The organism is Glycomyces sp. MUSA5-2 (genome assembly GCF_037034145.1).
Taxonomy (GTDB): domain Bacteria; phylum Actinomycetota; class Actinomycetes; order Mycobacteriales; family Micromonosporaceae; genus Glycomyces; species Glycomyces artemisiae.
This window is the reverse complement of sequence record NZ_JBAGKG010000004.1, coordinates 368,568-381,786: the sequence shown is the minus strand read 5'-3', so window position 1 is coordinate 381,786 and position 13,219 is coordinate 368,568. Positions and strand designations below refer to the sequence as shown.

9 protein-coding genes and 1 pseudogene are annotated in these 13,219 nt (G+C 71.5%); 3 read left to right on the top strand and 7 right to left on the bottom strand.

The genetic code is table 11. The annotated features are described in order from the left end of the window. Positions 1 to 136: 136 nt before the first annotated feature. Positions 137 to 1,975: an ABC transporter ATP-binding protein gene (locus WA640_RS15435; protein ID WP_335988759.1), complete on the bottom strand. Its 1,839-nt coding sequence runs from the start codon at positions 1,973 to 1,975 to the stop codon at positions 137 to 139. A 2-nt stretch (positions 1,976 to 1,977) separates the two neighbouring features. Continuing rightward, entirely contained in the window at positions 1,978 to 3,786 is a 1,809-nt protein-coding gene (locus tag WA640_RS15430) for an ABC transporter ATP-binding protein (RefSeq protein ID WP_335988758.1), read from the bottom strand. A gap of 93 nt (positions 3,787 to 3,879) precedes the next feature. Here WA640_RS15430 and WA640_RS15425 point away from each other — a divergent pair, with 93 nt between their 5' ends. Together WA640_RS15425 and WA640_RS15420 are read left to right on the top strand one after the other, a co-directional pair. Then, positions 3,880 to 4,683: a TetR/AcrR family transcriptional regulator gene (locus WA640_RS15425; RefSeq protein ID WP_335988756.1), complete on the top strand. Its 804-nt coding sequence runs from the start codon at positions 3,880 to 3,882 to the stop codon at positions 4,681 to 4,683. A 64-nt stretch (positions 4,684 to 4,747) separates the two neighbouring features. Continuing rightward, positions 4,748 to 5,368 carry a VOC family protein gene (locus WA640_RS15420; RefSeq protein ID WP_335988754.1) on the top strand — a complete coding sequence of 207 codons (621 nt, stop codon included), beginning with the start codon at positions 4,748 to 4,750 and terminating at the stop codon, positions 5,366 to 5,368. 49 nt (positions 5,369 to 5,417) lie between these two features. Here the strand turns inward: WA640_RS15420 and WA640_RS15415 are convergent, their stop codons facing one another. The 3 genes from WA640_RS15415 to WA640_RS15405 all read right to left on the bottom strand — a co-directional run bounded on the left by WA640_RS15415 (position 5,418) and on the right by WA640_RS15405 (position 8,001). Then, on the bottom strand, positions 5,418 to 6,386 hold the full coding sequence (locus WA640_RS15415) for an intradiol ring-cleavage dioxygenase (RefSeq protein ID WP_335988752.1): 969 nt from the start codon (positions 6,384 to 6,386) through the stop codon (positions 5,418 to 5,420). A gap of 105 nt (positions 6,387 to 6,491) precedes the next feature. Then, positions 6,492 to 7,307 (bottom strand): class I SAM-dependent methyltransferase, encoded by an 816-nt coding sequence (locus WA640_RS15410; RefSeq protein ID WP_335988750.1) that lies wholly within the window; start codon positions 7,305 to 7,307, stop codon positions 6,492 to 6,494. Positions 7,308 to 7,347: 40 nt separating this feature from the next. Then, entirely contained in the window at positions 7,348 to 8,001 is a 654-nt protein-coding gene (locus WA640_RS15405; RefSeq protein ID WP_335988748.1) for a GNAT family N-acetyltransferase, read from the bottom strand. 127 nt (positions 8,002 to 8,128) lie between these two features. Here WA640_RS15405 and WA640_RS15400 point away from each other — a divergent pair. After that, positions 8,129 to 8,751 (top strand): annotated as a pseudogene (locus WA640_RS15400) (DNA-3-methyladenine glycosylase I). Here WA640_RS15400 and WA640_RS15395 read toward each other — a convergent pair. Next, on the bottom strand, positions 8,711 to 11,968 hold the full coding sequence (locus WA640_RS15395; protein WP_335988746.1) for a phosphodiester glycosidase family protein: 3,258 nt from the start codon (positions 11,966 to 11,968) through the stop codon (positions 8,711 to 8,713). The pseudogene WA640_RS15400 and the gene WA640_RS15395 overlap by 41 nt on opposite strands. 119 nt (positions 11,969 to 12,087) lie before the next feature. Continuing rightward, a complete protein-coding gene (locus tag WA640_RS15390) occupies positions 12,088 to 13,209 on the bottom strand; it encodes a low temperature requirement protein A (RefSeq protein ID WP_335988744.1) in 1,122 nt (373 codons plus the stop codon). Positions 13,210 to 13,219 lie beyond the last annotated feature (10 nt).

Below are 13,219 nucleotides of genomic sequence, written 5' to 3'. Positions count from 1 at the left end.
CGCGACTGAATCGTACATCCTATATCCTATAGGATGCACGATTTCCCGGCCTTGGACGCGCGGCGGCGCCCGGAGCCTGAAGGCTCCGGGCGCCGCCGTCGTTCGGGCCCTGGTTTCCGTTGCAGTGCACCGAGTCTTATGCGCGGGCCGGCGTCGCGACGACGTCCTCCTCCTCGACCGCGGGCTGCGCGAACTGGGCCTCGTAGAGCCGCGCGTACGCGCCGCCCGAGGCGAGCAGCTTCTCGTGCGGGCCCTGCTCGACCACCGTGCCGTGCTCCATCACCACGATCACGTCGGCGTCGCGGATCGTCGACAGCCGGTGCGCGATCACGAAGCTCGTGCGCCCCTGCCGCAGCGCCACCATGCCCTGCTGCACGAGCATCTCGGTGCGGGTGTCCACCGAGGACGTCGCCTCGTCGAGGATCAGGATCGACGGGTCGATCAGGAACGCCCGCGCGATCGTCACGAGCTGCCGCTCTCCCGCGCTCAGCCCGCCCTCGTCGGCGCCCACGATCGTGTCGTAGCCGTCCGGGAGCGTCCGGATGAAGTGGTCGGCGTGCGCCGCCTGCGCGGCCCGCTCGACCTCCTCGCGGGTCGCCTCGGGCTTGCCGTAGGCGATGTTCTCCGCGATCGTCCCCTCGAACAGCCATGTGTCCTGGAGGACCATGCCGATCCGCCGCCGCAGCCGCTCGCGCTCCACCGTGGACACGTCGACGCCGTCGACGGTGATCCGGCCCGCGTCCAGGTCGTAGAAGCGCATCAGCAGGTTCACGAGCGTGGTCTTCCCCGCGCCCGTCGGCCCCACGATCGCCACCGTCTGCCCCGGCTCGGCCTCCAGCCACAGGTGCTCGATGAGCGGCTCGTCCGGCAGGTACCGGAACGACACGTCCTCGAACGCCACCCGGCCCTCCACCGCCGCCAGCGCGTCGCCCGCGCCCTGCGGCTCCGGGGACTGCTCCTCGGCGTCGAGCAGCTCGAACACCCGCTCGCCGGAGGCGACGGCGGACTGGATCTGCCCGAACATCGCCGCGAGCATGTTCAGCGGGTTCGAGAACTGGTTGGTGTACTGGATGAACGCCTGGATCTGCCCGAAGCTGAGCAGCCCGGCGGCGACCTGGAGGCCGCCGACGACGGCCACGAGCACGTACGTGACGAGCCCGAGGAAGGCCATCGCCGGGCCGAGGAGCGCCGAGACCCACTGGGCCCGCACGGTGTTCTCGTACAGGTCGTCGTTGTACCGCTTGAACACGGCCGCGCCCTCGGCGCGGCGCCCGAACAGGGTCACCAGCTGGTGGCCGGTGATCATCTCCTCGACGTGCCCGTTGAGCTTCCCGGTGGTGGCCCACTGCTGCACGAACCGCGGCTGGCTGCGCTTGCCGATGAGGCGCGCGGCGAGCACCGTGAGCGGCAGGGTGAGGACCACGACGAGCGTGAGCAGCGGCGAGATGGTGAGCATCATGATCGGCACGCCGATGAGGAACAGCAGGCCCTGCACGACCCGCTGGGTCACCTGGCCGACGGTCTGCGTCAGGTTGTCGATGTCGTTGGTGACGCGGGAGAGGACCTCGCCGCGCGGCCGGGAGTCGAAGTAGGACAGCGGGAGCGCCGCGACCTTCCGGTCGGCCTCCTTGCGGAGGTCGTACGCCATGTACTGGGCCATCTTGGCGATGGTGCGGCCGTTGGAGACCGTGATCCCGAAGGTGGCGACGGCGATCGCGATGGCGAGGCCGAGGATCTTCGCGAGGCCCGCGAAGTCGACGTCTCCGGCGGCGGCGCCCGCGATGACGTGGTCGGTGGCGCGGCCGAGGACCGTGGGGACGGCGAGCATCCCGAGGACCATGAGCACGCCGAAGCCGATCACGGAGGTGAGGCGGAGCTTGTCGCGCCACAGGAGCCCGACGATGCGGCGCACGGTGCCGCGGAAGTCGTCGGCCTTCTTCAGGGCCGGGCCGGCGAGGCCGGCGGGTCCGCGCATGGTCACAGCGCCTCCTGAAGGGTGAGTTGGGAGTTGACGATCTCGGCGTACACCGGGTTGTGTTCGAGGAGTTCATCGTGGGTGCCGGTGCCCACGACGCGGCCGTTGTCGAGGACGACGATGCGGTCGGCGTCGCGGATGGTCGAGACGCGCTGGGCGACGATGACCTGCGCGGCGTCGGCGATGTCGCGGGCGAGCGCGGCGCGCAGGGCCGCGTCGGTGGCGGTGTCGAGCGCGGAGAACGAGTCGTCGAAGAGGTAGATCCTGGGGGCGGCGACGATGGTGCGGGCGATGGCGAGGCGCTGGCGCTGGCCGCCGGAGACGGTGGTGCCGCCCTGGCCGAGGAGGGTCTCCAGGCCGTCGGGCATGTCGCGGACGAAGTCGGCGGCCTGCGCGGTTTCGAGTGCGCGCCAGAGGGTCTCGTCGTCGGCGTCGGGGTTGCCGTAGCGGAGGTTCGCGGCGATGGTGCCGGAGAACAGGTAGGCGCGCTGGGGGACGAGGCCGACGGTGCGGGCGATGAGGGCCCGGTCCATGCTCCTGACGTCGACGCCGTCGATGCGGACGGCGCCTTCGCCGACGTCGAACAGGCGGGGGATGAGGTTGAGGAGCGTGGTCTTCCCGGCGCCGGTGGAGCCGATGACGGCGGTGGTCTGGCCGGGCCGGGCGACGAGGTCGACGCCGCGGAGGACGGGCTCTTCGGCGCCGGTGTACCGGAAGGTGACGGCGTCGACGTCGAGTTCGCCGCGGCCGGGGAGCTCATGGACGGCGTCGGCGGGGTCGGTGATGGTCGGCTCGGTGCCGAGGACCTCGCGGATGCGCCCGGCGGCGACCTTCGCGCGCGGGGCCATCATGAACACGCCCATGGACATCATCACGGAGCCGAGGATGAGCCCGGCGTAGGTGAGGAACGCGATGAGGTCGCCGATCTGGAGGCTGCCGTCGGCGATGCGCCCGGCGCCGATCCACACGATGACGATCGAGGTGATGTTGCTGCTGGCCATGGCGGTGGCGCCGAAGAACGCCTGGACGCGGCCGACGCGCAGCGAGGCGTCGGTGAGCTTGTCGTTGGCCTCGTTGAAGCGGTGCTGCTCGTGGTCGTCGCGCACGAACGCGCGGATGACGCGGATGCCGGTGATGTGCTCGCGCATGACCTGGTTGATGCCGTCGATGGAGCGCTGCATGGCGCGTCCGGCGGGGACCATCGAGACCACGATGAAGTAGATGATCAGGGCCATGACGGGGATGGCGGCCAGGAGGATGCCGGTCATGGGCACGTCGAGGGTGAGCGCCAGGGTGAGGCCGCCGATCGCGGTGATCGGGGCGACCATGAACAGGGTGAGCCCCATGACGAGCATGGTGACGACCTGCGTGACGTCGTTGGTGGTGCGGGTGATGAGCGAGGGCGCGCCGAAGCGGTCCATCTCGGTGGTGGAGAAGCGCTGCACCTGCGCGAAGAGGTCGGCGCGGAGGTCGCGGCCGAGGCCCATGGCGGCGCGGGCGCCGAAGTAGACGCCGAACGCGGCGGCGGCGAGCTGGACGACGGTGACGGCGAGCATGAAGCCGCCGTGGCGGAGCACGTAGCCGGTGTCCCCGGCGGCGACGCCGTTGTTGATGAGGTCGGCGTTGAGGGTGGGCACGTAGAGCGACGCGACCGTCTGGACGAGCTGGAAGACGATCGCGAGGGTCAGCGGCCTGCGGTGGGGGCGGAGGTAGTCGGCGAGGAGGCGGAGGATCGAGGCCTCGGGTGCCGCCTCCCCGCCGGCGTCCGGCGCCGGCTTGCGGGGCCGGTCGGCGGGTGGGTTTCCTGTCATGTCGGCGAGCGTAGCACCCGATTTTGACCGGGTACAACTTTTTTCCGGGAAGAATTTTTGGCCGGGTCAACGATGAACTGGTACAGTGGCGGGATGGAACGACACCGAGGCCTGCGCGAGCGCAAGAAGAACGCCACGTGGGGACTGCTGAAGACCACGGCCCTCCAGATGTTCCTGGAGCGCGGGTACGAGAACGTGTCCGTCGCCGAGATCGCCGCCGCCGCGAACGTGTCGAAGGCCACGGTGTTCAACTACTTCCCGACCAAGGAAGACCTCGTCATCGGCGGCATGCGCCACCACATCGAGGACGCCGCCCGCGTCGTCCGCGAGCGCCCCCGCGGCACCACCCCGCACGCGGTCCTGCGCGACCGGTTCCTGGAGCTGCTGGAACACCGCGCCCCCCAGACCGGCCTCAGCGACAAGCCGATGTTCCTCAAGGTCCAGCAGCTCATCCAGGCCACGCCCTCGCTCGTGGTCAGCGCCATGGACTACCGCCGCCGCTCGGGCGCGATGCTCGCCGAGGTCCTCATGGACGAGGGCCACCCGAAGCTCACCTCGCGCCTGGTCTCCTCGCAGCTCCTGCACACCCAGCACATCCTCGTCGAGGCCAACGTCCACCTGATCCTGGAAGGCCGCCCGATCTACGAGGTCGCGGCCATGGCCTACTCCGCCGCGCACCACGCGTTCGGGCTCCTGGAGAACGGCATCGGCGACGTCATGCGCCGCGAGACCGAGCCGCCCGCCGCCGACCCGGCGTTCACGCCCGAAGGCTGCCGCGTCGGCTACGACCCCGGCCAGGGCGAGGCCGAACGCGTCCTCGAACAGGCCGCCGAGCGCGTGCTCGCCGAACCGGGCGACGAGATCCTCGAAGCCCTCGTCGACCCCCGCCGCGCCTGACCGGGGCGGTGCGGTTTCAGGACGGCCGTTACGGCTGTGGCGCTTCGTGACTAGACTCCGGCCCATGTCCTCACTCGACCACCTCGTCCTCGCCACGCCCGACCTCGCCGCCACCGTGAACGAAGTCGCCCGCCTGACCGGGACGCGACCCGTCCCCGGCGGCGTCCACCAGGGCCTGGGCACCCGGAACTTCCTGCTCGGCGTCGGCGAGGGGGCCTACCTGGAGATCATCGGACCCGACCCCGAGCAGCCGTCCCCCGACAAGTGGCGGCCCTTCGGCATCGACACCCTCACCGAGGCCCGCCTCGTCACCTGGGCCGTGCGCACCGAGGACATCGACGGCGCGGTCGCCGCCTCCCGCGCCGCCGGGTACGACCCCGGCGAGCCGTGGGAGATGACCCGCCGGACCCCCGAAGGCGCCGACCTCGCGTGGCGCCTCACCCTTGACAAGGAGGGCCGCCACCGCGGCCCCGTCCCGTTCCTCATCGACTGGGGGAGTACCCCGCACCCCGCCGCCGGCCTGCCGATCGTCCCGCTCGTGAGCATCGAGGCCGTGCACCCGCACCCCGAGCGCGTCGAGCCGCACATCGAGGCCGTCGGCGCGAAGCTCCCCATGAAGGCCGCCAACCGCGGCGCGCTGGCCGCCACCCTCTTCGGCGAGGCCGGGCTCGTCGTCCTCATCTGAGGCGCAAAGAGGCCCGCGACCATTGCGGTCGCGGGCCTTTCCCCTGCTCCTAGCTGTCGCTCGACGACTCTTCACTGCCCGGCGGGGTCCCGCCGGGGCCGCCCTCGCCACCGCCTTCGGGCATGCCCCCGCCGCCCGAGACCGAGCCGCCGCCCGCCTCGGTGGACGTGTCGACGCCGACGGGCAGCGTGATCGCGAATCCGCCGTCCACGTCGCCGGAGACGGATGGGAGCTGCGAGGCCCCGCCGTCGTCGCTGAAGATCCCGTCGGTCTCCAGGGAGACCTTCGAGAGGTTCTCCACGGACTGCTCGTAGCCCTCCTCGGCGTACACGGTGTCGCACGTGTCCTGCGGGAGCGCGATCTGCGACGTGGCGATCGCGTTCGCCGAGTCGGTGATCGAGTCGACGTCCGGGTAGACCTCGAAGTGGATGTGCGGCCAGCGGCCGTCGTAGCAGGCCGGGAAGATGCTCGTGAACTTCACGACCCCGTCGGCGTCGGCGACCTGCACGCCCCGCAGGTAGTTCTCGTTCACGATGGCCTCGGAGTACATCGAGTACTCGCCGTCGCGGTTGCAGTGCCACAGGTACACGGCCGCGCCCTCGAAGCGCGCGTTGTCGTTCGCCATGTCGTAGAGCGTCAGCTCGATGTCGAGCCCCACGCCCTCGGCGGCGGTGGTGCTGTCGCCGAAGCTGGAGCGGATGTCGCTGCGGACCACCCCGCTCTGCTCCAGGATGTCCGGCCCGTTCGACCCGTCGCCCGGGTACGGCCCGGCCGTCTCCTCGGGGATCTCCGTGAGGTCCTCCGCGGAGGCCGCGGTGGTCGTGCCACTCCCGGAGGAGTCGCCGCTGTTCGAGCACGCCGCCAGGCCCAGGGCCGCGGCCCCCGCCCCGGCGAAGAGCACGCCGCGGCGGCTCAAGAGCGTCCCGATGTCGAACTGGAGTCCCTGGTCGACCAGTTCCTCCTCCGGCTTCGCGTACGGGCGGCCCTCGTAGCTCGGCGTCTGCTGCTTCGTCTTCACGGCTTTCCTCCTTGGCGGTTCGTCCTCCACATTCTTCGGGGACGGACCCGGCTTCCGGTGAAGGAAAGGTCAGAGGAAGATCGGAAAACTAGCGCGCGACAGCCGTCACACCCGGGACGCCTTGAGCGAGTACATCAGCGGCGTGCGCGGCGCCCCCTCCGGCCACCGGTAGCGGCCTTCGCGCTGCTCAAGGGGGCCGAGGTGCTGGAACAGCGTCCAGTCGAACTCGTGCACGAACTCGATGCGCAGGCCGTTGCGGGCCAGCGCCGAGACGACCTCGCTCACCGGGTGGGTCCACTGGAAGTTCAGATTGCTCTGAGTTTCGGCGTCGCCGTCGGTGTAGGTGCCCGGCTCGTCGAAGACCATCGGCTCGCCGTCGAGGTAGCCGCGCTCGATGCGCCTGCCGGTCTCCCAGTCGAGGACGTCGACCAGGGGGTGGAACTCGGCGAGGTACAGGAACCCGCCTGGCGCGACCAGGGACGCGGCCACGTCGGCCCAGCGCTCGGCGTCCGGGAGCCAGCAGAGGGCGCCGAGCCCGGTGTAGACGATGTCGAAGGTCCGCCCGCCGAGCGCTTCGCGCGCGTCGTAGACGTCGGCAGCGACGAACGAGGCCCGGTCGTCCAGGTCCAGGTCCTTCGCGAGGCCGCGCGCGACCGCGACGGCCGGTTCGGAGAAGTCGAGGCCCACGACCTCGGCGGCCCCGCGCCGCGCCCACGACAGCGTGTCCTGCCCCATGTGGCACTGGAGGTGGACGAGGCGCTTGCCGGTGACGTCGCCGACCTCCTCGGCCTCGAACGCGTTGACGTCGCCGCTTCCGGCCCGGAAGCCGTCCTGGTCGTAGAAGCGGCTGGCGGCGTGGATCGGGACGCGCTCGTCCCACATGGCCCGGTTGGCGTCGCGCCAGGCGGATTCGGAGGTCATGCGGCCACTCTCGCAGCGGTCCGCATGACCGGCAAGCGATTTACGCCGCTTTGGAGCGGGCGCCGGGGAAGTCGGAGACGAACGTCCAGCCGAGGTGCTCGTACAGGGCGCGGCCCTCGTCGCTGGCGACGAGGAGCCCGTACCGCATGCCGAGCGCGTACGCGTTGAGCGACAGGGCCCGCATGAGGGTCGAGCCGAGGCCGCGGCGCTGGTGGTTCGGCGCGGTGACGACCTTGTCGAACACGCCGAAGTCGCCGTCGCGGCCCAGGCGCGCGGAGGCGGCGTGGTCGCCGTTGGCGTGGAACGCGCGGGCGACGGTGAGCGGGCCCTCGGTCTCCACGACGAGCCGGTAGTCGGCGGGGACGGTGTACGGGTCCTGCGCGAACACGACGGTCATGAGGTGCCCGCCCTGGTCCATGGTCCAGGTCGCGGGGATGGCGGACCGCAGGAGCGCGTCGGGTCCGGCGATCATGAGCTGGTGGCCGGGAGTGTCGAGCGCGGCGGCAGTCTCGGCGAGGAACTCGGGCGTGTAGGTGTGGTAGACCTTGCGGACCTCGGTGCTGGGCGGGCCGACGGCGACCTCGTAGCCGCCGTCGATCGGCTCGGGCTGGGCGGTGATGCGCGAGTGGGCGCGGCCGCGGCCCCAGGCCATGACCAGTTCGGGGAGGGTGTGGCCGGTGGGATCTGCGTTCACGGGTGCTCCTTCGGGGGACGTGGGGACTCTATTGCAACTATCTTGCAACAAGCCACCGACATCCCGGTCCGCGGGACGTGTCGGACCCGGCGCGTAGGCTCGCGACGGTTCAGGAGGGGGAGCGAAGTTGAGCGATGCGGTGACGTCGGCCGAGGACGGCCTGGCGCGGTGCCCGTGGGGCGTCGATCCGGAGATCTACCGGAACTACCACGACACCGAGTGGGGCCGCCCGGTGCGCGGCGACGACGCGCTGTTCGAGCGGGTCAGCCTGGAGGCGTTCCAGTCGGGCCTGTCGTGGCTGGTGATCCTGCGCAAGCGCGAGGCGTTCCGGAAGGCGTTCGGCGGCTTCAGGATCGAGAAGGTCGCGAAGTTCACCGAGCAGGACGCGGAGCGGCTGCTCGCCGACGAGGGGATCGTCCGCAACCGCATGAAGATCGAGGCGACCATCGCGAACGCGAAGGCCGCCGCCCGGTTGGACGGCGGCCTCAGCGACCTGGTGTGGTCCTTCGCGCCCGTGCCGCGGGAGCGCCCGAAGGCCCTCGCCGACATCCCCGCGGTCACGCCCGAGTCGACGGCCTTGTCGAAGGCCCTGAAGAAGCAGGGCTTCAAGTTCGTCGGGCCGACCACGGCGTACGCGATGATGCAGGCCGTCGGGATGGTCGACGACCACCTGGCCGACTGCCACGTTCCCGAGAAGGAGGTCAGGCCCTTATCGGATGGCGACGGTGTCGGTGGCGGCGACGCCGTTGACGGTGGCGGTCAGCTCGACCGTGCCGCGGCGCCACGCGGTGAGCTCGCGCGTCTCGGGGTCGAACCACGCGGCGTACCGCAGCCACGCGAGCGGGCCCGGCCGGTCGCCGATGTAGACGTTCGCGCCGGTCCACTCGACGCCCATCGGGTAGACCACCGGGATCGTCGCACCGCCTTGGGCCAGTTCGGCTTCCACCGTGACCGTGGCCCCGGGCGCGAGGTCGTCGGCGGCGACCGCGAGCGAGTCGACCTGCGGGCGCACGAGCGCGTTGAGCCACTCGTCGCCACCTCCGACGCCGAACTGGGTCCAGCCGACGAAGCCCCCGTCCTCGGGCGTCGTGGACGGCGCCTTCCCGGAGTTGCCGTTCACCCAGTAGTTCACGCCGTCCACGCGGGACGCGTCGAAGTACCCGGCGTGCGCGCCGATGTAGGCCGCGTCCTTGCCGCTGTCGGCCTCGAACCCGGTGAGCCACTCCTCGACCACCTCGGCTTCGAGCCGGTCGCCGAGCTGCGAGGCCGCCTGCGGGCTCTTGTCGTTCGTCGGCACGTGCGCCACGACCGCCACCGAGTCCACTTCGGGGTCCGCGGCGGCCTCGTCAAGGGCATTGCGCAGCATGAGGATCTGGTCCCAGCCGCCCTTCCCGATGGTCAGGCCGGACGTGTCGAGCGTGATGAACCGCGTGCCGCCGCGGTCGAAGGTCTGGTAGGCGGGCCCGAAGACCGCCGACCAGTCGGCGACGCTGCACCCCATGGCCTCGTGGTTGCCCGGCACGTACACCCAGTCGAGCTCGTCGCCGAGCTCCTCGTCGAGCACCCGTTCGGCCAGGGCCAGGTCGTCGGGCTCGCACTCGTCCAGCAGGTCGCCATTGACGATCACGAACTCCGCGTCCGAGGCCTTGATCTCCTGGAGGGTCCGGCGCGCGGAGGCGACGATCGCGCTGTCGGGGTTCTCGGCCGTGAACTGCGCGTCGGACATGACCGCGAACGTCCAGTCCGCGCCGTCGAGGTCGGAGGCGACCATCGTGTCGAAGCGCGGCTCCGCGACGGGGATGTCCACATCGGGCGCCGTGTACGCGGTGAGGCCCGAAATGGTGACCGACCCGTGATAAACCGCGGACGGCCGGGTCTCGGCGACGTAGAAGCGGTACACCGACACCGGGTAGCTCGTGCCCTGCGGCACGTCGAACTCGACCCAGGTCCAGCCCGGCTCGGTCAGGTAGTCGCCGCGCAGGACCACGTCGGTCCCGTTGGCGTCCTTCAGTTGCAGCGACGGCCACTCGCCGAAGCCCTCGGCCTCGATCCACATGCCGAACCGCTGCGGCTGCCCGTCCACGTGGATGAGCGCCGGGGGCCGCGCGTACGCGGCGCGGGTCGCGGTCGACTGCGTGAAGTCGTACGTGAGCGTCAGCCCGGCGTCGCCGTCGTGGCCCTCGCCGGGCGCCATCGAGCCGGTGGCGCGGGCCGTGGAGAAGATCCACTGCGCGCCGTCGCTGAAGTCGCTGACGGCCTGCTCGTCGAGGCCCACGGTGATCGCGAGCGCCGTGGTCTTCCCGGCCACGGTGACTTCGACCGTGCCGGAGCCGCTCGCCGCCTCGGCCGCGACGGTGTAGCCGCCGAGCCCGTCCGGCTCGATCGCGAACAGGTCGCCGTCGTACGACAGGTCCACGTCCGCGGGGTCGATCGGGGCGGTGAACCCGTCCGCATCCGTGCCGATGACCTGGAACCCGGTCGTCGTGCCGGCGTCCGGCAGCGACAGCAGCCGCTGCGACGGCGCGATCGCGTCCAGGGCGCCGAGGACGGTCAGCTCGGTCGACCCGGAGGCCCGTCCGTCCTTGGCGGTCACCACGACCTCGCCGGAGCGGTTGCGGGCGTGGAAGACCGCGTCGCCGTCCACCCAGCCGAGGCGGGACGGGTCGGTCTTCCAGCGCGGGTCGGCGTCGGCGGGCCCGTACGCGTCGTCGTAGGCGGCCACGGCCAGGGGCCGGGTGAGGCCGGGGAAGACCCGGTCGTAGTCGGCGCCTTCGACGGCACCGGGGTCGAACGGGGCCTGCGGGGCGACCGCGAAGCCGTCGACCTCGCCGTCGCCGTCCGGGACGGTGAACGCGAGCGCGTTGCCCACGGACCGCTCCGAGCCGTCAGAAGGACTGTTGACGGTGACGAGGTCCTCGGTGCCGGGCGCGCGGGCGATGAGGGTGGAGGAGCCGCCGCCGTCGAGGTTGAGGGCGCTGTACGCGCCCATGGCGAGGAGCTGCTCGGCGGTCTCGCGGAGCGTGTAGCCGCCGCTCGCCGCCTGCCGTCCGTCCACAGTAAGCACGTACAGTTCGGTGCCGTCCTCGGAGACGCCGACGGCGGTGCGCGGGTGGCGGGCCTGGTCGGTCTGGTTCACGAGCTCCCCGTCGGTGATGAGGAGCTGGTTGCCCGAGACGGCGGTCTGCGGGAGGTCCCCTTCGGTCTCGGCGGCGTACTCGACCGCGACGGCGTCGCCGACCTGGAGCGCGGCCAGTGCCGCGGCGCCGGTCTCGCGGCCGACCAGCGTGAGCGCGCCGTCGGCGATGGGCCCGGCCTGCGGGTCGTCGGTGACCGCGGTGACGGTCCCGTCGACCACGGTTACCTCGACGACCGCCGCGCCGTCCGCGACGCGGGCCCGCGAGGCCTCGCCCCAGCGCGCGTCGTACACGCCGATCCCGTTCGCCGGGAGCGCGGTCGTGTTGAGGCCGTGGAGGTCCAGAGTCCCGTCAGGCGTGGTCGCGGTGCCTTCGAAGCCGATGCGCTGCACGGAGGCCGTGCCGTCGGCGTCGAAGGCGATGACGTTGGAGGACCCGGCCGCGGCGGACTTGACGAGCTCGCCGTCCGCGATGGCGACGCCCTCGGCGCCGCCGGTGTCGTTGATGTCGAAGAAGTCAGCGTTGAACGCGAGCACGACGTCCTCGACGCCGTCGAGCTGCTCGCGGACCGGCTCGGAGGCGGCGACGACACCCGGGTCGAGGTAGCGGGGGACCGCGCCGCCGGTGAGGTCCACGGTGGCCGCGTCGCCGCGGATCCAGCCCTGGTCCTCCCAGCGGTCGAAGGACTCCAGCTCGATGCCAGGGCCGATGGGGCGGCTGTCGCCGTCGACGGGGACGGCGGTGTCCTCCCCGGTCTGGGCGGCGGCGGGCGGCGGGACGAACAGCGCGGCGAGGGCTGCGGCCGCGAGGATCCAGGGAGCGGTGGTGCGCACGGTGGGACCTGGCCTTCGGGGGAGTGCGGGTTACAGAGGTCCTCCAGAAGATCCCATGAAAATCCCCTTCATGGGTAGATCAAGTCCCGAAAATTTGTGCCGAATTCTGGATGGCCCCCTCATGCCGCCGAGGTTGCCGTGCGGCGCAGGAAGTAGAGCGCGAGCGCGCCCGTCGAGGCCGCCAGGACGAGGACGGTGAACACCGCCGCGACCTGGGAGCCGAAGGCCGCCACGGCGATCGGGGCCGCGAGGATCGCGAGGCACCACCACGCCCGGTGGGCGGCGGCGCACAGGCCGAGGCACACCGCGAGCGCGACGCACAGGAGCCAGCGGTGGAGGTCCGGGAGCGGCGCGGTGGCGTGCTCGGCGGCCGTGCCGATGCCGAACGCGACGAGCGTCACCGACACGGCGACGACGAGGTGCGCGGGCAGCAGGAACCGCGGCGCCGTCTGGTTCTCCTCGTCGAACCCGAACCGGAAGTTCAGCCACCACAGTCCGATGAGGAGCCCGAACCCGGCGAGCCCGATGCCGACCTGGGCCCAGCCCCACTCGACCTCGCCGATGGCGGTGACGAGCTGGAGCACGGCCTCGCCGAGGACGATCATGATGAACAGGCCCAGCCGCTCGCCGAGGTGCGAGCCCTGCACGTCCCACAGCTCGAACTCCTGCGTCCCTCGCCTGCTCCGCTCGCTGCGCTCGCGCAGGCGGTCCCGGAACTCCCGCATGCGGTCCTCGTCGTCGCCCACGAGCAGGGCCCCGGCGAGCGTCATCGCCACGCCCAGCGCCCACAGCCCGAGCTTCCACCGCGGGTCGTCGACCCAGAACGCGATGATCCACGGCAGCAGGCCCGCGTTCCGCTGCGCCGCAGACCAGCTCATGACCATGCGGCCCGAGCGCGCGAGCCCCTGCGAGGCGATCCCGGTGGTGTACAGGTACGCGGCGGCGAACACCGCCGAGTGCGCGCCGGTCGCCTCCGGGACGGCCGCGGCCATCACGGCGAGGCCGAGCATGCCCAGCAGCATCGTCCGGGTGCGGGTCCGCTCCGAGGCGACGTTGGCGTACACCGTGAACGAGGTCCAGACCAGCCAGATCGCCGTGTACAGCGTGAAGAACGCCGCCACGTGCAGCCCGCTGGGGTGCACCAGCAGGTGCGTCAACTGGGCGACCGCGGCGACGACGACGAGGTCGAAGAACAGTTCGAGCCAGGTCGCGTGGCGGTCGGAGGTCATCTGTTCGGTCACGACGGGAGAA

Excerpts from the sequence above, each read along its gene's own strand:
- WA640_RS15430 (WP_335988758.1), bottom strand. The coding sequence starts at position 3,786 with ATGACAGGAAACCCACCCGCCGACCGGCCCCGCAAGCCGGCGCCGGAC.
- WA640_RS15425 (WP_335988756.1), top strand. The coding sequence starts at position 3,880 with ATGGAACGACACCGAGGCCTGCGCGAGCGCAAGAAGAACGCCACGTGG.
- WA640_RS15435 (WP_335988759.1), bottom strand. The coding sequence starts at position 1,975 with ATGCGCGGACCCGCCGGCCTCGCCGGCCCGGCCCTGAAGAAGGCCGAC.
- WA640_RS15410 (WP_335988750.1), bottom strand. The coding sequence starts at position 7,307 with ATGACCTCCGAATCCGCCTGGCGCGACGCCAACCGGGCCATGTGGGAC.
- WA640_RS15420 (WP_335988754.1), top strand. The coding sequence starts at position 4,748 with ATGTCCTCACTCGACCACCTCGTCCTCGCCACGCCCGACCTCGCCGCC.